Origin of the sequence: Nocardioides fonticola (assembly GCF_039536805.1) — a bacterium.
Classification (GTDB): Bacteria; Actinomycetota; Actinomycetes; order Propionibacteriales; family Nocardioidaceae; genus Nocardioides; species Nocardioides fonticola.
The window spans coordinates 309694-329096 of record NZ_BAAAZH010000001.1; the positions used below are offsets into that span (position 1 = coordinate 309694).

Genomic DNA, 19403 nt, shown 5'->3' on the forward strand with positions numbered 1-19403 from the left:
CCATGGCGTGGACGTTCGAGGCCGAGCTGTGGCTGTGGCGCGAGGACCGGCCGGACGCCTGGATCTTCGTCGACCTCCCTGCCGAGGTGAGCGAGGAGGTCCGCGAGCTCAGCGGCCCGCGCCGCGGCTTCGGCTCGGTGCCCGTCGCGGTGCGCATCGGCGGCAGTTCCTGGCGCACGTCGGTCTTCCCCGGTAGCGAGACCTACGTGCTCCCGGTGAAGAAGGCCGTGCGCCGGGCCGAGGGCCTCGACGTCGGCGACGTCGCCACCGTCACCCTCGAACTGGCCTGAACCTGGAATCACCGCTTCCCGAGGTCACCGCACGACGCGGAGATTGAACCGCGCCGTGCCGAGTGCGGCGCCGGTCTGACGCCAGAGGGTGAAGTACATCTCGACACCGCGCGAGGTCTCGATGCCGCCGAGGTCGAGTATGTCGCGGTGGCCGAGGTCGGTGAGCAGCTGCGTCACGGTCGCCTTCGCCTCGGCGTCGTCGCCGGAGACGAACACGGTGCTGGGCTCGCCGAGCAGGTCGGGCTGCACCATGAGCTCGACGTTGAGGGTGTTGAGCGACTTCACGACCCGGGTGGCCGGGTAGGCGCGCTGCAGCCGCTCGCCCAGCGAGTCGTCGTCCTTGACGAAGAGGGTGGGTGGCCAGCCGGCGGAGAGGTCGAGCGGATTGGAGAGGTCGAGCAGCACCCGCCCGGCGAGCAGCTCGGCGCCGATCGCGGCGAGCACCTCCTCGGTGGCTCCTCCGCTGGTCGCGTTGAGCACGACGTCGGCCTCGGCCACCGAGGCGGCGTAGGCGGCCAGACCGACGCCGGGGTGCTCGGCGGCCCAGGCGGAGTAGGGCGGATTGCCGCGCTGGTCGGGCTCGCTGCGAGCGAGGGTCCGGTCGGGGTCCCGGGTGCCGACGACGACGTCGTGGCCGAGCCCGGCCAGGTTGGCGGCCAACGTGCGTCCGACGACGCCGGTGCCGAGCACGGTGATGCGCATGCTGCCTCCCTCGACGGCCGCTCGGGACGAGCGGCCAGGACCGACCCTTCCACGCGGGGGATCCCGCACACCGGAGCCTCCGACTACGGTCGCCTCATGGCCATCGCCCGTTTCCCCGTCGTCGTCCTCGACTGCCCCGACCCCGAGGCTCTGGCCCGCTTCTACGGCGCGATGCTCGAGTGGGAGGTCTCGCATCCGGACGGCGAGTGGTGGGCGATCCGCGCGGAGTACGGCGACTCGATCGCCTTCCAGCAGGTCGACGGCTACCGGGTGCCGCAGTGGCCGGGCCAGGAGCACCCTCAGCAGATGCACCTCGATGTCGTCGTCGACGACCTCGAGGTGGCTGAGGCCGCGGTGATCGGGCTCGGGGCCCGCCGCCACGAGCACCAGCCGGGCACGACCTTCCGGGTCATGCTCGACCCCGCCGGCCACCCGTTCTGCCTCTGCCTCAGCTGAGGCTCACCAGCCTCACCGGCATCGATCGACCACCATCCACGGCACGCCTGCCTCGACATCCCCGGGAGATCCCGTGACGATCCGCATGGACAACGTCGGCATCGCGGTGGAGGACCTCACCGCCGCGATCGACTTCTTCACCGTGCTCGGCCTCGAACTCGAAGGCCGGATAATGGTCGAGGGGCCCTGGGCCGGACGCGTCACCGGCCTGGGTGATCAACGGGTCGAGATCGCGATGATGCGCACACCGGACGGACACGCGCGCCTGGAGCTGTCGACCTTCCTCGCACCGACGGTCGTGGCCGACCATCGCCGCGCACCGGTCAACTCCTGGGGCTATCTGCGGGTGATGTTCCAGGTCGACGATCTCCGGGACACGCTCGAGCGCCTGCAGGCCCACGGGGTGGAGATGGTCAGCGACGACGTCGTCCGCTTCGAGGACGCGTACCTGCTCTGCTACGTCCGCGGACCGGAGGGGATCCTGCTCGGGCTCGCAGAGGCGATCGGCTGATCCCGGCGGCCGCCGACCGGGCCCGTCTCGTCCCTCGACCGATCCTGGTCGCCGATCCTTAACAGGACTATCTTGATCTGAATACTTGTCAAATACTCGGAGGATCACATGTCGCAGACCCCCTCGTCGTCACGCCGATCGTTGCTGGTGGGCGCCGCCCTCGGCACCCCCCTGGCCGCCGCCCTCGCCGGCGAGGCGGCGGTCGCCTCCCCGGCGCGCGGCCACGGTCACGACCACGGATCCACCCCGGTCGACCCGGGCGCGGCCGCTGCCCTGGCGGTCGGCTGGCACCTGCTCACCGAGAGCACGCTCGCGGCCGCCGCGTTCCCCGAGCCGATCACCCAGAGCCGTACCTGGGCCGTCAGCTGGCTCGCGGCCGCGCGGGCAACAAAGGGCCAGAAGGGCGCCTACGCCTCGGCCGCCTTCGTCCAGGCACTGCACGACACCCTGGTCTCCCTCGTCCCGGCCCAGCAGATCGCGCTGGACACCGCGCTCACCAACTCGCTGGCCACCATCCCCGGCGGCTCCGCCAAGTCCGCCGGTATCGCGGCGGGCAGCGCAGCGGCGTCCGCCGTGCTCTCCGAGCGTTCCGGCGACGGCACCGACACCGCCTCGGTCAACACGCCCTTCACTCCCCCGGCCGCCGCGCCCGGCGTCTGGCAGCTGACGCCGCCCACCACGCGCAACGCCGTGCGCGCCGGCCAGGCCAACGCCAAGCCGTTCCTCATCACCAGCAACAACCAGTTCGACCCCGGCCCGCCGCCCGCCCTGGACTCCGCGACCTACCTGACCGACCTCGCCGAGACCACCCGCCTGGGTCGGGTCGACGGTCCGCGCACCCCGGAGCAGTACGCCGTCGCGAAGTTCTGGTACCCGGGCATCACCGGCTTCTCGGCCCAGATCACCCGCCAGCTGCTCATCGGTCAGCCGAAGGCGAGCCTCGCCCAGCTGGCGAAGCTCGTCGCCGTCCTCCACGTCACCAGCGTCGACGCCCAGATCCAGCTCGCGAAGACCAAGTACGACTACCTCTTCTGGCGTCCCTACACCGCGATCACCACGGGGCCGACGAACCAGGACACCACCTGGACCTCCCTCGAGGTCGCGCCGCAGCACCCGGAGTACCCGAGCGGCCACACGCTGCAGGGTGGCGCCCAGCAGGCGGTGCTCGAGGCTCTCGTCGGCAAGAAGTCGCCGGTGACGGTCGCGCTGACGAGCTCGAACTTCGCCGGCCAGTCGCGTCTCTACTCCGACTGGGCGACGATCACCAACGAGATCATCGACGCCCGCGTGTTCGAGGGCGTGCACTTCCGCAACTCCGACAAGGTCGGCGCGCGCGTCGGCAAGCAGGTCGCCAAGTACGGACTCTCGAAGCTGTCGATCATCGGTCTGTGAACCGCACCGCCTGATCCTGCGGCCCTCCCGGCACCTCCCGGGAGGGCCGCAGTGCGTCGGAGCCACGACGCACCGCCGCCGAGGCACTTACGAGATCCTGACCATCCGATGTGATCCACGACCTACGCGTGCGGAGAGAAGCAGGAGCACGGTGGATGCGACCGTGCGGCATCGGGGTCGCACGCTTCGTACGAGGAGCACCCATGTGGACCACCGCCCAACGCCGTCGCCTGACCGAGACCCCCTACGCCGACGCGTTGGAGCACCACGCGGGCGCGGGCATCGCGAACTTCCACGCCCTGCCGGTCGGTTCGCTGGCCCACGCTCCCGATCCGGAGACCTCGGCGCACGCCGAGCAGGCGCGGCGCCTCTTCGGATCCCGTCTGCTGGCCACCCAGGTCACGCTCGGCTCGCCTGAACTCGACTCCTTCTTCCGCGCCCACCGCTCCCTCGCCCGCTCGCGGCGGCTGACGGCCGAGGCGTTCGGCGCCGACGACACCCACTACGTCACCACCGGTACGACCGGGGCGAACCAGATCGCCCTCGAGGCACTCCGCGTCCACGGGGCCCGGGTGCTCGTCGACCGGTCGATGCACCAGTCGGTGCACTTCGCCCTCGACCGGCTCGGCGCGGAGGTCCACTACGCCCCCACCGCACCGGCCGATGCCGAGCACGGCGTCATCACCGCACTGCGGCAGGCCCGCGCGGACGGCGTCGCGTACGACGTGATCGTCATCGGCGTCTCGGCCTACGACGGCACCTTGGTGCAGATGCGCCGCTTCCTGGCCGCCCTCCACGAGCTCACGGCCACGACCGGCTGCCGGGTGCTCGTCGACGAGGCGTGGACGGCGATCCACGCCTTCCATCCCGTGCTGCGCCGCAACGCCGCGGTGCCCTGCATCCGCGAGGCGCTCGACGACCACCCGGACTGGCCGGCGTCCTTCCTGGTCACCCAGTCGACGCACAAGTCGATGCTCGCGCTGCGCCAGGGCTCCTACGTGCACGTGATCGGGCCGGAGTCGCTGCGCGCCGACGTGGACGCCGCGGTCTACCGCGTGCACACCACCAGTCCGTCGCTGCCGATCGTGGCCAGCCTCGACATCGCCCGCGCCCATGCGGTGGCCGAGGGCGAGCGGCTCGTCGATCGGGCACTGGTGCTGGCCGACCGGGTGCGCGACCTCGCCCGCACGACGCCGGGCATCGAGCTGCACCAGCCCGTCGCTGCGGGCGGCGCCTACCAGCTCGACCCGATGAAGGTGCACCTCGATCTCGGCTCGCCCGAGCGCGCCCGGCTCGCGCGGCGCGAGCTCTTCGACGAGTACGGCATCGTCGTCTCGCGCCAGGACGGGCCCACCCTGCTCTTCACCCTCCACATCGGCGTCACCCCCGAGCAGGTCGACACCCTCGTGGAGGCGATCACCACGCTCTACGGCGCCTCACCGACACCGTTGGCGGGCTGCCTCGAGGGCCGCTACGTCATCGCCTACCCGCCGGGCATCCCGCTCCAGGTGCCGGGCGAGCACCTGAGCGCCCCGCCCGAGCAACGCGCCGGCGAGGAGCTCTACACGACGTTCTAGGTCGGGCGGGGCCGCGTCGCTTCAGCTCCTCAGACCCGACGCGTGTCGTAGGCCCAGATCGCCACCTCCACACGGTTGCGCGCACCGAGCTTGGCCATGAGCGAGGCGATGTGGGTCTTCACCGTGCTCAGGCCGATGAACAGCTCGGCGGCGATCTCGGCATTGGTGCGGCCGCGGGCGACGAGGGCCAGCACCTCCTCCTCGCGCTCGGTCAGCGCATCGATCGGCTGGACGGCAGGCTGCGGCGCCCGATCGGCGAAGGTCGCCAGCAGCCGACGGGTCACCGCCGGGGCGATGAGGGCGTCACCGGCCGCGGCCGCATGGATGGCCTGCACGAGCAGCTGCGGGCCGGCGTCCTTGAGCAGGAAGCCGCGGGCACCGGCCCGCAATGCACCGAGCACGTACTCGTCGAGGTCGAAGGTGGTGATGACGACGACCGCCAGCGGGTCCGCGACCCCGGGCCCGGCCAGGCGTCGCGTCACCTCGACGCCGTCCAGCCCCGGCATGCGGATGTCGACGAGCAGGACGTCGGGCCGCAGCCGGGCGGCGAGATCGAGGGCCTCCGGACCGTCGGCGGCCTGGCCGACGACCTCGAGATCGGGCTGCGCGTCGAGGATCATCACCAGGCCGGTGCGCACGAGTTCCTGGTCGTCGGCGACCACCACGCGGATGCTCATGCCGGCCCCTCCACGGGCAGCACGGCCTCGACGACCCAACCGCCGCCGGCTCCGGGTCCGGCAGTGCAGGAGCCCCCGAGCAGCTGGGCCCGCTCCCCCATGCCTCGCAGTCCGAACCCGTGCCGAGCGGCGTCGGACCCCGACGTGCGGCCGTCGTCGACGACCCGCAGCCGGACGACGTCGCCCTCGCGCCGTACCTCGATCCCGATCCGGGTAGCGCCGCGCGCGTGCCGGACGGCGTTGGTGAGCGACTCCTGGGCGAGCCGGAAGAGCGCGCCGTCGACCGGGCGGGGCAGGCGGGTCAACGCACCGTCGAGGGAGACGACCACCCGCGGCGTCCCGTCGGGGCGTGCCAGGGCGGGGAGGTCGGCCACCCCGGCCTGCGGCGCGTAGTCGACGGCGTCCTCCTCGCGCAGCGCCCGCACCATCGAGCGCATCTCGGCCAGGGTTCGCGAGGCCTCGACCTCGATCGCCGCGAGGATGGCGGCGGCGCGTTCGGGCTGGGAGGCGGCGATCACCCCGCCCGCCTGGGCCTGCACCGCGATCGCGGAGACGTGGTGGGCGACGGTGTCGTGCAGTTCGCGGGCGAGCGCCATCCGCTCCTCGTTGCGGACCTCGACCTGCTGGCGACGCCCGAGGTCGGCGCGGTAGCGGAACACCGCCCCGATCGCGACGACGAGCCCGAGGAGCCCGATGCCGCCGATGCGTTCGGTCCACGTGGCCGAGGTCGCGAGCATGCCGAGGGTCGCCACGCCCGCGACGAACGTCGTCCCGACGGCGATCTCGCGCCCCGAGCCCCAGCGGGCCAGGGCGTAGAGCGGCACCAGCACGGCCGTCATCGCATCGAGCCCGAGGTCGCCGACGTCGGTCGAGAGCTGGAGCCCGGCCAACAGCCCGGCGACACCCCAGGCGAGCAGGACGGCGACCAGGGGGCGGGGACGACGCCAGACGAGGGCGGGCACCAGCAGCAGGGCGAGCGCGGTGACGCCGATGCGCCACGTCAGGTCGGGCCGGAGCGCTCCCTCGAGCAGCGCGACGACGGCGTACGCACCGCCCAGGAGGACGTCGTCACGGCCGACCGGCGCCGCATCACGAGGCCGCGGCTCGTGCCATAGGGAGCGTCGGACGGGGACCACCTGCTCAGCCTAGGGATCACCGGGCCCCGCCGTGTCCGCCGAAAGTACGAGCCCGCGACCGCACCTTCGGCGGACCCGATCGCGGCCCCGCGAGGGATGGCAGGGGCCGACCGCGCGACGAGGGTGGAGCCACCGTTCCGACGACCTCACAGGAGTCCCGATGTCCCACCCGACCGGTCCCGCCTTCGACGACCAGCCCGTCTCCGTGCGCCTCCAGCTCGCCGCCGCATGGACGAGCGTCATGTTCGTCTACGTCTACGTCGACATCCTCAACTTCTTCACCCCCGGCACGGTCGCCGACATCCTGGACGGCCGGGTCTTCGAGTTCGACCTCTCCCAGGTGTTCTCGACCTCGGCCCTGCTGCTCATGTCGGTGCCCAGCTGCATGGTCGTGCTCTCGACGGTGCTCCCGGCCCGCGTTGCCCGCACGACGAACCTGATCGCCGCCGGACTGTTCGTCCCGGTGACCGTGTTCAACCTCGCCGGCGAGTCGTGGCTGTGGTTCTACGGCCTCGGCGTGGCCGTCGAGCTGGTGATCCTCGGCCTGATCCTCCGTCTGGCGTGGGCCTGGCCGCGCGCCCGCGCGGCGGTGGCTCAGCGGTCGGCCGGCACTGTGACGGCCGCCCGCTGAGGCCACGAGAGCGAGCAGGCGAGGACGCCGTCCAGCTCCTCAGCTCTCCGCGTCGCGCCCCGCTGCTCGGCGCAGCGGTGCCGCCATCGCGTGGTAGCCGGCGTCGACGTGCAGGATCTCGCCGGTGACGGCGCGGGCCAGGTCGGAGAAGAGGAAGCACACGGCGTCCGCGACCTGCTCGGTGTCGTGCGGGTCCCAGGGCAGCGGGGAGCGCTCCGCCCAGGCGTCGAGCAGCTCGTCGAAGCCGGGGATGCCGCCGGCGGCGCGCGTGTGGATCGGCCCGGCCGCCACCAGGTTCGACCGGATGCCCACCTTCCCGAGGTCACGGGCCAGGTAGCGGTTGAGGGACTCCAGGCCGGCCTTGCAGACCCCCATCCAGTTGTAGACCGACCAGGCGCCCGCGGCGTCGAAGTCGAGGCCGACGAGGCTTCCGCCGGAGGTGGGCGCGAGGCGCTGGAGGATCCGCGCGGTCTCGGCGTAGGAGACGGTGCTGGTGCGGAAGGCCTTCTCCAGGCCGACCGGGTCGACCCCGACGATGTCGCCGGAGAGCGCCGCGCGGGGCGCGAAGGCGATGGCATGGAGGGCGGCATCGAGACGGCCGACCCGCTGTCGGATCTCCTCGACCACGGCGTCCGCGGCCTCGGGATCGGTGGCGTCGTAGGAGATCACGGTGTCGATGCCGAGCGAGGCGGCGGCGTCCCGGGCCTTCTCCAGATCGCGCTCGAGACCGGTGAGCACCACCTCCGCGCCGAAGTCGATGGCCCGCCGGGCGACGCCGCACGCGATGCTCTCGGTGGTGACGACGCCGGTGACGAGGACGACCTTGCCGGCCAGCAACGGACCGGACCAGGCGAGGTCTGCGGCAGTGCGGGTGGTCGGGTCGCCGAGCGCGTCGATCGACATCGCTCCTCCTTCGGACTGGTCCGCCGCGACCAGCGCGACGGAGCTCGTGGGCCGACCTCGTCGGCCCCTGATCACCGGCAGAACATTACCGGTAATCCAGTTCCGGTGTTGGGGTCGATGACGTGATCGGCGACACGGTCAGCCAGCGACGTCCCGCGTGGTGCCGTCGGCCAGGGTGAGGGTGTAGCCGAACGCTCCGCCGAGGCCGGGGTTGTCGCCGTTCGCCTTCCCCGCCGGCCACCACGCGGCGTACCGGCCGTCGACCACGGAGGCCTCGACGTCCGGGCCGACCGGCGGATGCACGGTGACGGCGACGACGTCGCGGCCCACGAAGCCCTCGACCCAGCTGAACCAGTCGTCGCGGCTGAAGGGCCAGGGGCTGCCGCTCGGGATGCTGCCGGTCATGCTGGTGTCCTCCTCGATGCCGTCCGCGGGCGGCCCGTCCGAGAGCGGCGGCGGATCGGTGGTGTAGCTGCCGAAGAAGCCGTCGCCGCGATGGGCGGCGGGGTCGTCGGCGTCGACGACCTCCTCCGGCATCAGGCAGGAGCCCTCCTCCGCGGGGCCGGTGAAGAGCACGAACGCCCAGCCGCCCCGTCGCTCGGCGATCTCCACGGCGCCACCGCCGTCGGGCACCCCGAGGAGGGCGCGGCAGGCCGCGGCGGCGTCCTGGGCAGCTGCTGCCGGGAGCGGCCGGGGCTCCGGCGTCCAGGAGGCGAAGGCCGAGCCGCCGCCGATCAGGCCGGCCGGGATCGCGAGGGCGGCCGCGCCCGCAAGCCCGACCGGCACGAGCAGGCGTCGACGGCGCGATCGGCGCCGGGACGGCGTCCGCTCCCCCGGCGCCTCGGGCGGGGTGGCGACGATGCGGGCGAAGGTGGCCTCCGCGCGGATGCGCTCGGTGGCCGTGAGGTCGGTGGCTGCGGCCGGGTCGAGATCGCGCAGCGCGGTGGTGGTCAGGTCGGCGTCGTGGGTCATCGGGTGCTCCTCGGGTCGGCGAGGCGCCCCGGGGCGCGGTCGCCTGCGGTGTCGTCAGGGAGGTCGGTCTCGGCGACCAGTCGGCGCAGCGCCCGCCGGGCACGGGAGAGCCGCAACCGGAATGCCGTCGGCGCGATGCCGAGCACGGCAGCCGCCTCGGGGGCGCTGAGGCCGTCGAGGACGGCGAGGGCGATCGCCTCCTGGTGCGCTGCCCCCAGACGCGGCCAGGCCGCGGCGAGGTCGAGACGATGCGCGACCAGGTCGTGAGCATCGGCGCCGTCGGGCGCCGACCGCTCGACCTCGGCCAGACGGACGGCGACCGCGTCACGGCGGTCGTCGCGCCGTCGGGAGTTCAGCAGGGTGTGGCGTGCGACCCCGAACAGCCAGGCGCGGGCCCCGGAGATGTCGACCGGCACGTCGTCCAGACGCCGCCAGGCGACGAGCATGACGTCGGCGACCAGGTCGTCGGCGTCGGCCGCATCGACCCGACGACGCAGGAAGCGCAGCAGATCGAGGTAGGTCGCGTCGTAGACCGCCCGGAAGCGCTGCTCGCGCTCGGCATGCGACGGCGTGGGGTTCATACCCTCTTCATGTCCCGATCTCGGCAGGTGTATCACCCTCGCCCCGCAACACCGCTCGATTCACCGCTCACCCGCCGGGTGGTTCTCCCTCGGAGCCGGACGGCCCATCGAGGCCTCACCGGCGGACTCGTCCGCGAGGTCTGCATCGACCCCGCCAAGGACTAGCCAGCCCCACACCACCAAATGAAGAACACCCGGACCCACGTCTCCGTGGATCCGGGTGTCCGCGATGTCCTGGGACATCAAATTTGTAGCGGGGGCAGGATTTGAACCTGCGACCTCTGGGTTATGAGCCCAGCGAGCTACCGAGCTGCTCCACCCCGCGTCGGTGAACCCAACGTTACAAGGGGCGTCGCGATCCGGCCAAATCGGGAGGCGTCACTCCCCCGATGCGCTGGTGCTGGCGTCGGCCGACGGCGAGGCCGACGGGGACGCCGAGGGGCTGGCCGACGGCGAGCTCGAGCTGCCCGAGCCGGACGACGAACCGCGCTGCTGGGAGAGGTCCAGTGCCTGCTGCACCAGGCTCTGGGCGAGCTTGACCTGCTTCTGATAGGTGCCGAGCTTGCCGGCCTCGAGGGCACGGTTCGCGGCAGCGAAGGCGTCGTCGGCCCGCGAGAGCAGGTCGCGGATGCGCTCGTTGACGGTGCCGGTGGCCTGGCCGCCGTTGTCGCCGCCGTTGTCGCCACCGTTGTCGCCGCCCGTGTCGCCACCGGTGTCCCCGCCGCTGGCAGCCGAGGCGTCCAGCACGTCGGCGATGGCCTCGCCGAGGGTGCGGCCGATGCCGACGTTGTCGCCGTAGACGACCGTGACGTACTGGAGGATCGGGTAGCTGGTCTCCGACCCGGCGGTGACGGCGTAGATCGGCTCGACGTAGATGAGCCCGTCGTCGACCGGGAGGGTCAGCAGGTTGCCGTACAGCGGCGGGTTGCTCGAGGAGCTGTAGCGCAGCAGCCGGTTGCGCACCTCGGGGTCCTGCCCGATGCGGTTGGCGATGTTCGCCGGGCCGTCGATGCTCTGGCCCGGGATCTGGAGCACCTCGAGCTTGCCGTAGTTCTCCTTGTCGGTGGCATCGGAGTTCGCCGACAGGTAGGCCGCCAGCGTCGACTTGCCGTAGGGCACGAACACCGAGGTGAGCGACCAGGTGTTCGTGGTCGTCCCGGGAGTCTCGCTGAAGAGCCGGTACGGCGGCTGGAGGGCGTTGTTGGTCGAGTCGTTCGGGTCGAGCGGCACCTCCCACCGGTTGCGGTCGGTGTAGAAGTCCGAGGCGTTGGTGACGTGGTAGCGCGCCAGCTGGTAGCGCTGCACCTTGAACAGGTCGTCGGGGTAGCGCAGGTGCTGGAGCAGGTCGTCGGGGATCGCGGCCTTCGGGACGACGACGTCGGGGAACGCCTTCTCCCACGCCTGCAGGATCGGGTCGGACTCGTCCCACGCGTAGATCGTCACGGTGCCGTCGTAGGCGTCGACGGTGGCCTTGACCGCGTTGCGCATGTAGTTGATCTCGTCGGTCGGCGGCGCCTGCAACCCCGTGTTGTCGGGGCGCGAGTCGTTCGTCATGGTGGCGAACGACTCCTTCTCCGAGCCCGGGTAGCGGTCGGTGGTCGTGTAGCCGTCGATGACCCAGAGGATCTTGCCGTCGACCACCGTCGGGTAGGCGTCGTTGTCGAGCGTCAGCCACGGCGCGACCTTCTCGACGCGCTCGCGGGGCGAGCGGTCGTAGATCACCTGGCTGTTGGCGTTGACGCGACCCGAGAGCAGGAAGTTCGGCTCGCCGAACTTGATGGCATACATGAGCTGCTTGAACGTGCTGCCGATCGGGACGCCGCCGAGACCCTCGTAGGTGGTCTGCCGTTCGGTCTGGGTGTTGGCGTCGGTGAGACCCAGCTCGACGTCCGGGGAGTCGGGCGTCGCCTTGCCGACGATCGAGTAGTCGGGGCTGTCCTCGCCGAAGTAGATCTGGCTCTGGTACCCGCCGGTGGCCTGGCTGAGCTGGTCCTCGCCGGGGCCGATGCCCTCGGCCCACGCGATGCCCTCGGTGGGCGTGGTGGCGTCGTCGGCCTCGAGCTGGTTGGCGTAGGCCGCGATCAGGCCGTCGCCGTGGGTGTAGACCGTGTGCAGGTTCGACCAGTTGCGACCGGCCTCGTTGATGCCGCTCTGGTCGAGCTCGCGGGCAGCCACGACCATCGCCCGGTCGGTGCCGTCGATGGTGTAGCGGTCGACGTCGAGGATCGGCGCGACCGAGTAGTAGGCCCGCGCCTGCTGCTGCTGCTCGAACGCGCGCCGCACCAGCAGCGGGTCGACCAGCGGCACGGAGTTCAGCTGGCGGGTGAGCTCGGCGAGATCGGACTTCGTGGTGGACGACGAGGAGTCGGCGTAGGGCTTCACCTCGACGTCCTGGAGGTCGTAGGCATCCCGGGTCGCCGTGATGTTCTTGGCGATGTAGGGCTCCTCCTTGTCGGCCTCGCTCGGCTTGACCTGGAACTGCTGCACGATGCCCGGCACGATCAGGCCGAGCAGGATGGCGGAGAGCGCCATCAGCGCAGCACCCACCGAGGGCAGGGTCCAGGTGCGCCGCCAGACGTTGAGGAAGAACAGGACGGCGCAGATGAGCGCGATGCCGAAGAGGATGTTCTTGGCCGGCAGCACGGCGTTGTCGTCGGTGTAGGTGACACCGGTGACCAGGCCGCCGCTCTGGCTCACCAGGTCGTAGCGGTCGAGCCAGTAGTCGACCGCCTTGGCCACCAGGAACAGGCCGATGAGCACCGACAGCTGCACCTGGGCGGCCGCCGTCAGCCGCTCACCGGGCGCCTGGAGCCGGATGCCGGCGTACAGGTAGTGGGTGAGGGCCGCGGCGAAGATCGAGACGACGAGCATTGCCATCGCCAGGTCGGTGACGTAGTGGTACCAGGACAGATCGAAGATGTAGAAGCCGATGTCCTTGTTGAAGTACTCGTCCTTGGTGCCGAAGCTGCCGCCGTTGCGCCACAGCAGGAACTGTCGCCACTGCGAGGCCCCCGACGTGCCGGCGAAGACCAGCAGCAGGAAGCCGATGCCGGCCAGCAGCACCTTGCGGATCGGGGTCAGCGACTCGCGGTAGCGGTCGAGGTTGTCCTGGTCGGGCAGGGAGACGAACAGCGGCCGGGCACGGAACGCGATGACGATGTTGAGGCACACCACCACCGCCATCAGGACGCCGGCGAAGAAGAACAGACCGACCCGGGTCCACAGCAGCCGGCTGAACACCGAGCCGTAGCCGAGGTCGTCGAACCACAGCCGGTCGGTGTAGAAGCGGGCGAACCCGGTGAGCGCGAACAGCGCGACCACCAGCACGACGCCGGTCACGATCAGCGCGCGACCCCGACGGCTCGGCCCGGACGGCGCCGGGGCGGCCTCGGACTCCTCGTACATCTCGCTCACGTGGGTTCCTCCTGCTCCTCGGAGACGGCGACTACCGGCCGGGATCGGGGTCGAGGGTGGCCTGCAGCCGCTGCAGCAGACCGGGGACGAGGTCCTCGCCGGTGACCACGAGACTGTCGTGGTCGTGGCTGCGGAACCTCATGGCACAGAACGTCGCACCGTCGCGAGTGGTTCCGGCGGCCAGCCGGAGCTCCTGTCGCGCCGGGTGCGCGGCGGCGAACGCGGCCGCGGCTGCCGGGTCGTCGGGGATCTCGGCGTCGACCTCGGGCGGTAGGACGACGCGCTCGACGACGGCCGCGCAGCCCACGACCTCGGCGGGCCAGCTGATCGACTCCAGCGCCTCCTCCAGGCTCTGCTCGGAGGGCAGCTGGTCCTGCTGCACCGCCGTCAGCGCACCGGAGTCGGGGTCGAGCCCCATCACCGAGGCCAGCGCCGGCTCGCGCCGGATAAGGTCGGCGGTGTCGACGAGCGCGAACAGCTGGGCAGGCTGATCCCACCCGGACGTCGCCACGTGCACCTCGATCTCGACCAGGGCGCGCGCCAGCGGCGTGTCCGGCACCTCGGGGACGCCGTCCGCGGGCGGCGTCAGGCTCACGAGGCGCCCTCGCAGCTCGGGAGCTTCGCCGACGGGTCGGCGGTCCAGGCCTCGATCGCGTCGAGCGCGGTGTCGAGGGTGTCGACGCGCACCAGCTCGGGGTGCGGGCTGGCGGCGCCGAGCGCCTCGGCGCAGTTGTCCTTCGGCACCAGGAACAGCTGGGCGCCGTCGCGCTGCGCGCCGGCGATCTTCTGCTGGATGCCGCCGATCGGGCCGACGTTGCCGTCGAGGTCGAGCGTGCCGGTGCCGGCGATGACCTTGCCGTCGGTGAGCGAGCCGGGCGTCAGGGTGTCGTAGATGGCCAGCGCGAACATCATGCCGGCGCTGGGCCCGCCGATCTGCGGGTCGATGTTGACCCGCACCTGGAACGGGTAGCGGAACAGCTGGCCGGGCTGGACGCCGACGCGCTGCACGCCGTCCTCGACCTCCGGGGTGATGGAGAGCGTCTTGACCTTGCCGTCGCGCTGCACGGTGATCGAGATCGGGTCGCCCTTCGGCGTGGCGCGCACGACCTTCACCAGCTGCTCGGCGGTGGTGATGCGCTCGCCGCCGACCTTGAGGAAGATGTCGCGCGGCTCGAGCTTGCCGTCGGCCGGGCTGCCCGGCGTCACGTAGTAGACGCCGATCGCGGGCTTGACCGGGATGTCGAGGCGCCGCAGCACGTCGGCGATGGCGACGTCCTGGGAGGTGACCATCGAGACGGCGCCCTCCTGCCGGTCCTGCTCGGCCGAGACGTCGTCGGGGTGCACGTAGTCGTAGGGGTAGACGGCGTCCTTGCGGTTGAACCACTCCGAGAGCAGCGGCAGCAGACCGAGCTTCTCCCCCACCGGCGAGACGTTGACGGTGACCATGCGCAGCTGGCCGTCGTCGCGGTAGGTCTTGCGGCCGACGATCTGCACGGTCTCCGAGCCGTTCGGCTGACCGAGGATGTCGACGGTCGGGCCGGGCGAGTAGGTGGCGTACGGCAGCGGGGTGAAGCCGGCCGCCGCGAAGAGGCCGAGCAACAACGGCACCGCGACGAGGGCCGCCATGGTGCGCTGCGTCATCGCCATGCGCTCACCTTCTCATCCGGCGCCAAGGGCACCCGGGGTGGGTGGTCGCCCAGCGCCTAGGAGGCTCGGCGCGAGGGGCGGACGGCGATCCCGGTGCTGCGGTCGGGTGCCGCCGGCGGGGCGGCGTAGCGGCGCGGGGTCTCGCGGGTCAGGGCGCGCGCCAGCTGATCGGTCAGCTCGTCGCGATCGGGAGCGGGGCGCTGCCGACCCAGGACGCCGACCCAGGCCGCCGTCAGGCCGGTGACGACCACCGGCGGCACGAGCCAGAGCAGGATCTCCACGTCTCCGAGGGTAGGGCGCGGAGGGCGCGGTGCCGGTCAGGGCGCGCCGACCCACTCCTCGGTGCCGTCGGTGAAGAGCTGGTGCTTCCAGATCGGCACCTCGGCCTTGAGGGTGTCGATGAGGGCGCGGGTGGCCTCGAACGCCTCGCCGCGATGGGCGGTCGCGGTGCCGACGATCACCGCCAGGTCGCCGATGGCCAGCGTGCCCACCCGGTGCACCGCGGCCACCGCGTGCACGTCGAACCGCTCCGCGACCCGCTCGCACACGCCGGCCATCGTCTCCTGCGCGCTCGGGTGGGCCGAGTACTCCAGGCCAGTGACGCCGCTGCCGTGGTCGTGGTCGCGCACCCGCCCGACGAAGAGCGTGACGCCGCCCGAGCCGTCGTCCCCGAGCGCCTCGAGCACCTCGGCGACGTCGAGCGGCTCCTCGCGCAGCTCGCACAGGCGGACGACGGCGGGATCGCTCAGCGGGGGCACGATCGGCACCCTAGTGCCACCGGCGCGGCGGCGGCGGTCCGCGCCCCGCTCCGCCCTCAGCGAACACCCAGCGACCCTCGGTACCGTGGAGGACATGAGCGACAAGCCCGGCGAATCCGGCGACCCCGGCGACAACCCGTTCAAGGGCACGCCCTTCGAGCAGTTCTTCACCGGGGGCGGCATGGGCGCCTTCGGCGTCCCGGGCTCCGGCATGCCCGACCTCTCCGCGCTCATGGGGCAGATCCAGTCGATGATGCAGCCCTACGACGGTCCGCTGAACTGGGACCTCGCCCTCGACGTCGCCCGCAAGACCGCCGCGCAGGAGCCCGACCCGACGCCGACCCAGCGCCAGAAGGACGCCGTCGCCGACGCGCTGCGCCTGGCCGACCACTGGCTCGACGAGACCACCGCCTTCCCCAGCGGCATCACCAGCACCGCGGCCTGGAGCCGGGCGGAGTGGATCGTCGGCACCGCCGAGGTGTGGAAGGTGCTCGTCGAGCCGATCGCCGCCTCCTCGGTCGAGGCGCTCAGCGCGGCGCTGCCCGAGCAGGCCCGCGCGATGGCCGGCCCGCTCATCGGCATGGTCGGCAAGGCCATCGGCGGCATGCTCGCCCACCAGGTCGGCTCCGGCATCGGCCAGCTCGCCGGCGACGTCCTCACGGTCTCCGACGTCGGGCTGCCGCTGGCGCCCGCGGGCCGTGCGGTGCTGCTGCCCGCCGCGATCGAGGAGTTCGCAGCCGGCCTCGGCGTCGGCCACGACGACGTCCTGCTCTACCTGGCGTTGCGCGAGGCCGCCCACCAGCGGCTCTTCGCCCACGTGCCGTGGCTGCGCGAGCACCTGCTCGGCGCGGTCACCGACTACGCCCGCGGCATCACGATCAACGCCGAGGCCATGCAGCAGCGGGTCGAGGAGCAGCTGCGCGGCATCGACCCCAGCGACCCCGCCGCCGTCCAGGGGCTGCTCGAGGAGGGCATGTTCGACCTCCCCCGCACGCCGGCGCAGGAGGCCGCCCTCCAGCGCCTGGAGACCGCGCTCGCGCTGGTCGAGGGCTGGGTCGACGAGGTCGTCGGGCAGGCCACCGCCGAGCGGATGCCCACCGCCGGGCGCCTCCAGGAGGCCATCCGGCGCCGGCGCGCCGCGGGCGGGCCGGCCGAGGCCGCCTTCGCCGCGCTCGTCGGCCTCGAACTGCGCCCGCGCCGGCTGCGCGACGCCTCCACCCTGTGGGGCTCGCTGCGCACCCGCCAGGGCACCGAGGCCCGCGACGGCGTCTGGACCCACCCCGACCTGCTGCCCACCGCCGCCGACCTCGACGACCCGCTCGGCTTCCGCGAGGACGCCGCCGCCCCGGCCGAGCTGTCGGCCGACGACTTCGACGCCGAGCTGGCCCGCCTGCTCGACGGCGAGACCGGCGAGACCGGCGAGGGCGACGGCGGCGAGGGGACGCCGTCCGCGTGAGCCTGCACGCCGACGCGCTCGCGACCCTCACCGGCTGGACCACCCCCGACCCCGAGCAGGACACCCTGCGGCAGCGCTACGTCGAGCACCTGCGCGCCCACCCCGACGGGCTGGAGCGCGCGTGCCGCCCCGCGCACATCACCGCCGGGGTGCTGGTCATCGACGGCACGGGCGAGCACGTGCTGCTCAACCTGCACCGCAAGGCCCGCCGCTGGTTCCATTTCGGCGGCCACCTCGAGGCGGGCGACGCCACGCTGGCAGGGGCCGCGCTGCGCGAGGGGCGGGAGGAATCGGGCATCGCCGACCTGACGCTCGATCCGGTGCCGGCCCAGCTCGACTCCCACGTCGTCCCGTTCTGCGGCGACGCCGGCGAGGTCGAGCACCTCGACGTCCGCTACGTCGCCTGGGTGCCCGCCGGCACGCAGATCGCCGTCAGCGAGGAGTCCCTCGACGTGCGCTGGTGGCCCGTCGACGCGCTGCCCGACGACCTCGAGCCCCGCATGCACGATCTGGTGGCGATCGCGCGGGAGCGTCAGTCGACCTCGCTCGGCGGCGGATCGACCTTCGAGGCCGCCGACCAGCCCAGCAGGTAGCCCTTGGCCCGCTCCGCCTGCGGGTAGCGGTCGACCCAGCTCCAGAAGCGGGCGTTGTGGCTGGACTCGAAGAGGTGGGCCAGCTCGTGCACGATCACGTAGTCGACGACCCACGACGGCATGCCCTGCAACCGCGTCGACAGCCGGATCGTGCGGTCGCCGGGCGTGCAGGAACCCCACCGGGTGTTCTGGTTGTCGACCCACCGCACCGACTCGGGGATCGCGATGCCGCCGAGGTAGCGGTCGCTCAACCCGATCGCGCGCTGCAGCAGCTCGGCGTCAGAGGGCCGCTTGCGTCGCTCGGCCTTCTCCAGACGGGCGACCATCACCTCGACCCAGTGCTGCTCCTCCGAGCTGCTGAGCGAGTCGGGGATGAGGACGACGATGCGCTCGCCCTCGCGGTAGGCCGACACGGTGCGGACGCGACGCGTCGAGCGTCGCACCTCGACCTCCGCCGTCGGCTCCCCCGCATCCATGACGGCAAACTAACGGCTCGCCCAGGCCAGCAGGCGCTCCCGCGGCCACGTGTTGACGATCCGATCGGGGTCGATCCCCGCCTCGGCGGCACGGGCGGCACCGTAGGGCAGGAAGTCGAGCTGGCCGGGCGCGTGGGCGTCGGAGTCGATGCTGAACAGGCAGCCGACGTCGCGGGCGAGCTCGAGGAGCCGGGTCGGCGGATCGCGCCGCTCCGGGCGCGCGTTGATCTCGACGGCGACCCCGTGCTCGGCGCACGCCTCGAAGACCCGGCGGGCGTCGAAGCGCGATTCCGGGCGGGTGCCGCGACCGCCGGTGACCAACCGGCCGGTGCAGTGGCCGAGCACGTTGGTGAAGGGGTTGGCGACGGCAGCGACCATGCGGCGCGTCATCGCCGCGGGCTCCATGGCCAGCTTCGAGTGCACGCTGGCCACCCGGACGTCGAGGCGGGCCAGCATCTCCTTGGTCTGGTCCAGGCCGCCGTCGTCGAGGATGTCGACCTCGATGCCCTTCAGCAGCGTGAACCCCGTGTCGGCGAGGTGGGCGTTCACGGCGTCGACGACGTCGAGCTGGCGGGCGAGACGCTCGGCCGACAGCCCGCGGGCGACCTTGAGGCGCGGCGAGTGGTCGGTGAGCACCTGGTACTCGCGGCCGAGCTCGATCGCGGTGAAGGCCATCTCCTCGATCGGCGAGCCGCCGTCGGACCAGTCGGAGTGGCTGTGCAGGTCACCGCGGATCGCGGCCATCAGCTCCTCGCCGCCCTGCACGAGCGGGCCGCCGTGCTCGGCCTCGGCGCGCGCCAGGCGGGCGGGGGTCTCCCCGCGCACCGCCTCGGCGATGACGGCGGCGGTGCTGGCGCCGATGCCGGGCAGCTCGGTCAGGGTGCCCGCGGCGGTCGCCGCGGCGACGTCCGCGGGGTCCATCGGCAGCAGCGTGGCGGCGGCGGCGCGGAAGGCCTTGACCTTGTAGGTGTCCTCGCGACCCCGCTCGAGCAGGAAGGCGATCCGGCGCAGCGCGGCCACCGGGCCGTCGGCGTACGGCTCCGGTCCGGACATCCTTCGACTCCTCGCTCCAGGGAATTTCCTCCACACCCGGTGGAGGACGCACGGACGGCGTTCGCGCAGGTCAGCGGCACGCGGATGCTGCGGTGTCGAGCATGCCAGGCCGGTTCATCCACAGGTCTCCCCCGGGTCCGACGGCGTGTCTCCACGGGCCGGGCGGTTCCCCCACAGC

Annotated in this window: 21 protein-coding genes and 1 tRNA gene; 8 read left to right on the forward strand and 14 right to left on the reverse strand. The window is 72.3% G+C overall.

What is annotated here, in order from left to right; translation table 11 throughout:
• Positions 1-2 precede the first annotated feature (2 nt).
• Complete coding sequence (locus ABD671_RS01425) at positions 3-290, forward strand: DUF1905 domain-containing protein (RefSeq protein ID WP_344731407.1); 288 nt, start codon at positions 3-5, stop codon at positions 288-290.
• Between the two features lie 24 nt (positions 291-314).
• Here the strand turns inward: ABD671_RS01425 and ABD671_RS01430 are convergent, their stop codons facing one another.
• Positions 315-992 carry an NADPH-dependent F420 reductase gene (locus ABD671_RS01430; RefSeq protein WP_344731408.1) on the reverse strand — a complete coding sequence of 226 codons (678 nt, stop codon included), beginning with the start codon at positions 990-992 and terminating at the stop codon, positions 315-317.
• Positions 993-1088: 96 nt separating this feature from the next.
• Here ABD671_RS01430 and ABD671_RS01435 point away from each other — a divergent pair, with 96 nt between their 5' ends.
• From ABD671_RS01435 to ABD671_RS01450, 4 genes are all read left to right on the forward strand, one after another.
• Positions 1089-1448, forward strand: coding sequence for a VOC family protein (locus tag ABD671_RS01435; protein ID WP_344731409.1), 360 nt, complete (start codon positions 1089-1091; stop codon positions 1446-1448).
• 73 nt (positions 1449-1521) lie between these two features.
• Positions 1522-1959 (forward strand): VOC family protein, encoded by a 438-nt coding sequence (locus ABD671_RS01440; RefSeq protein ID WP_344731410.1) that lies wholly within the window; start codon positions 1522-1524, stop codon positions 1957-1959.
• 108 nt (positions 1960-2067) lie between these two features.
• The gene (locus ABD671_RS01445) at positions 2068-3351 is read left to right on the forward strand and encodes a vanadium-dependent haloperoxidase (protein WP_344731411.1); all 1284 of its coding nucleotides are present in this window, start codon (positions 2068-2070) and stop codon (positions 3349-3351) included.
• A 203-nt stretch (positions 3352-3554) separates the two neighbouring features.
• Positions 3555-4928: an aminotransferase class I/II-fold pyridoxal phosphate-dependent enzyme gene (locus ABD671_RS01450; protein ID WP_344731412.1), complete on the forward strand. Its 1374-nt coding sequence runs from the start codon at positions 3555-3557 to the stop codon at positions 4926-4928.
• A gap of 29 nt (positions 4929-4957) precedes the next feature.
• On the opposite strand, the gene ABD671_RS01455 is transcribed toward ABD671_RS01450, so the two are convergent.
• Both ABD671_RS01455 and ABD671_RS01460 read right to left on the reverse strand, forming a co-directional pair.
• Positions 4958-5605, reverse strand: a complete 648-nt coding sequence (locus tag ABD671_RS01455; protein ID WP_344731413.1) for a response regulator — start codon at positions 5603-5605, stop codon at positions 4958-4960.
• On the reverse strand, positions 5602-6741 hold the full coding sequence (locus ABD671_RS01460) for a sensor histidine kinase (RefSeq protein WP_344731414.1): 1140 nt from the start codon (positions 6739-6741) through the stop codon (positions 5602-5604). The genes ABD671_RS01455 and ABD671_RS01460 overlap by 4 nt, the downstream gene beginning before the upstream one ends.
• Before the next feature lie 160 nt (positions 6742-6901).
• Between ABD671_RS01460 and ABD671_RS01465 the strand changes: the two genes are divergently transcribed.
• Positions 6902-7372, forward strand: coding sequence for a DUF6326 family protein (locus tag ABD671_RS01465; RefSeq protein ID WP_344731415.1), 471 nt, complete (start codon positions 6902-6904; stop codon positions 7370-7372).
• 39 nt (positions 7373-7411) lie between these two features.
• Here the strand turns inward: ABD671_RS01465 and ABD671_RS01470 are convergent, their stop codons facing one another.
• The 9 genes from ABD671_RS01470 to ABD671_RS01510 form a co-directional block, all read right to left on the reverse strand.
• On the reverse strand, positions 7412-8275 hold the full coding sequence (locus tag ABD671_RS01470) for an enoyl-ACP reductase FabI (RefSeq protein ID WP_344731416.1): 864 nt from the start codon (positions 8273-8275) through the stop codon (positions 7412-7414).
• 138 nt (positions 8276-8413) lie between these two features.
• Positions 8414-9247 (reverse strand): hypothetical protein, encoded by an 834-nt coding sequence (locus ABD671_RS01475; RefSeq protein ID WP_344731417.1) that lies wholly within the window; start codon positions 9245-9247, stop codon positions 8414-8416.
• Positions 9244-9828 carry a sigma-70 family RNA polymerase sigma factor gene (locus ABD671_RS01480; protein ID WP_344731418.1) on the reverse strand — a complete coding sequence of 195 codons (585 nt, stop codon included), beginning with the start codon at positions 9826-9828 and terminating at the stop codon, positions 9244-9246. The genes ABD671_RS01475 and ABD671_RS01480 overlap by 4 nt, the downstream gene beginning before the upstream one ends.
• A 251-nt stretch (positions 9829-10079) precedes the next feature.
• A tRNA-Met gene (locus tag ABD671_RS01485) sits at positions 10080-10153 on the reverse strand.
• A 53-nt stretch (positions 10154-10206) separates the two neighbouring features.
• The gene (locus tag ABD671_RS01490) at positions 10207-13233 is read right to left on the reverse strand and encodes a UPF0182 family membrane protein (protein WP_344731457.1); all 3027 of its coding nucleotides are present in this window, start codon (positions 13231-13233) and stop codon (positions 10207-10209) included.
• A 40-nt stretch (positions 13234-13273) separates the two neighbouring features.
• Positions 13274-13837, reverse strand: a complete 564-nt coding sequence (locus ABD671_RS01495) for a PPA1309 family protein (RefSeq protein WP_344731419.1) — start codon at positions 13835-13837, stop codon at positions 13274-13276.
• On the reverse strand, positions 13834-14889 hold the full coding sequence (locus ABD671_RS01500; RefSeq protein WP_344731420.1) for a YlbL family protein: 1056 nt from the start codon (positions 14887-14889) through the stop codon (positions 13834-13836). Before ABD671_RS01500 ends, ABD671_RS01495 begins: the two co-directional genes overlap by 4 nt.
• A 56-nt stretch (positions 14890-14945) precedes the next feature.
• Entirely contained in the window at positions 14946-15170 is a 225-nt protein-coding gene (locus tag ABD671_RS01505; RefSeq protein ID WP_344731422.1) for a hypothetical protein, read from the reverse strand.
• Positions 15171-15206: 36 nt separating this feature from the next.
• Complete coding sequence (locus tag ABD671_RS01510) at positions 15207-15647, reverse strand: molybdenum cofactor biosynthesis protein MoaE (RefSeq protein WP_344731423.1); 441 nt, start codon at positions 15645-15647, stop codon at positions 15207-15209.
• 94 nt (positions 15648-15741) lie between these two features.
• Between ABD671_RS01510 and ABD671_RS01515 the strand changes: the two genes are divergently transcribed.
• Complete coding sequence (locus tag ABD671_RS01515; protein WP_344731424.1) at positions 15742-17103, forward strand: zinc-dependent metalloprotease; 1362 nt, start codon at positions 15742-15744, stop codon at positions 17101-17103.
• Positions 17100-17696 carry an NUDIX hydrolase gene (locus ABD671_RS01520; protein WP_344731425.1) on the forward strand — a complete coding sequence of 199 codons (597 nt, stop codon included), beginning with the start codon at positions 17100-17102 and terminating at the stop codon, positions 17694-17696. Before ABD671_RS01515 ends, ABD671_RS01520 begins: the two co-directional genes overlap by 4 nt.
• Here the strand turns inward: ABD671_RS01520 and ABD671_RS01525 are convergent.
• Entirely contained in the window at positions 17636-18172 is a 537-nt protein-coding gene (locus ABD671_RS01525; protein ID WP_344731426.1) for a M48 metallopeptidase family protein, read from the reverse strand. The two genes, ABD671_RS01520 and ABD671_RS01525, sit on opposite strands and share 61 nt — an antisense overlap.
• Before the next feature lie 9 nt (positions 18173-18181).
• The gene (locus ABD671_RS01530; RefSeq protein ID WP_344731427.1) at positions 18182-19225 is read right to left on the reverse strand and encodes a PHP domain-containing protein; all 1044 of its coding nucleotides are present in this window, start codon (positions 19223-19225) and stop codon (positions 18182-18184) included.
• Positions 19226-19403 lie beyond the last annotated feature (178 nt).

Excerpts from the sequence above, each read along its gene's own strand:
- ABD671_RS01455 (WP_344731413.1), bottom strand. The coding sequence starts at position 5,605 with ATGAGCATCCGCGTGGTGGTCGCCGACGACCAGGAACTCGTGCGCACC.
- ABD671_RS01515 (WP_344731424.1), top strand. The coding sequence starts at position 15,742 with ATGAGCGACAAGCCCGGCGAATCCGGCGACCCCGGCGACAACCCGTTC.
- ABD671_RS01480 (WP_344731418.1), bottom strand. The coding sequence starts at position 9,828 with ATGAACCCCACGCCGTCGCATGCCGAGCGCGAGCAGCGCTTCCGGGCG.
- ABD671_RS01435 (WP_344731409.1), top strand. The coding sequence starts at position 1,089 with ATGGCCATCGCCCGTTTCCCCGTCGTCGTCCTCGACTGCCCCGACCCC.
- ABD671_RS01445 (WP_344731411.1), top strand. The coding sequence starts at position 2,068 with ATGTCGCAGACCCCCTCGTCGTCACGCCGATCGTTGCTGGTGGGCGCC.
- ABD671_RS01425 (WP_344731407.1), top strand. The coding sequence starts at position 3 with ATGGCGTGGACGTTCGAGGCCGAGCTGTGGCTGTGGCGCGAGGACCGG.
- ABD671_RS01450 (WP_344731412.1), top strand. The coding sequence starts at position 3,555 with ATGTGGACCACCGCCCAACGCCGTCGCCTGACCGAGACCCCCTACGCC.
- ABD671_RS01475 (WP_344731417.1), bottom strand. The coding sequence starts at position 9,247 with ATGACCCACGACGCCGACCTGACCACCACCGCGCTGCGCGATCTCGAC.
- ABD671_RS01470 (WP_344731416.1), bottom strand. The coding sequence starts at position 8,275 with ATGTCGATCGACGCGCTCGGCGACCCGACCACCCGCACTGCCGCAGAC.
- ABD671_RS01525 (WP_344731426.1), bottom strand. The coding sequence starts at position 18,172 with ATGGATGCGGGGGAGCCGACGGCGGAGGTCGAGGTGCGACGCTCGACG.
- ABD671_RS01500 (WP_344731420.1), bottom strand. The coding sequence starts at position 14,889 with ATGGCGATGACGCAGCGCACCATGGCGGCCCTCGTCGCGGTGCCGTTG.
- ABD671_RS01530 (WP_344731427.1), bottom strand. The coding sequence starts at position 19,225 with ATGTCCGGACCGGAGCCGTACGCCGACGGCCCGGTGGCCGCGCTGCGC.
- ABD671_RS01490 (WP_344731457.1), bottom strand. The coding sequence starts at position 13,233 with ATGTACGAGGAGTCCGAGGCCGCCCCGGCGCCGTCCGGGCCGAGCCGT.
- ABD671_RS01430 (WP_344731408.1), bottom strand. The coding sequence starts at position 992 with ATGCGCATCACCGTGCTCGGCACCGGCGTCGTCGGACGCACGTTGGCC.
- ABD671_RS01465 (WP_344731415.1), top strand. The coding sequence starts at position 6,902 with ATGTCCCACCCGACCGGTCCCGCCTTCGACGACCAGCCCGTCTCCGTG.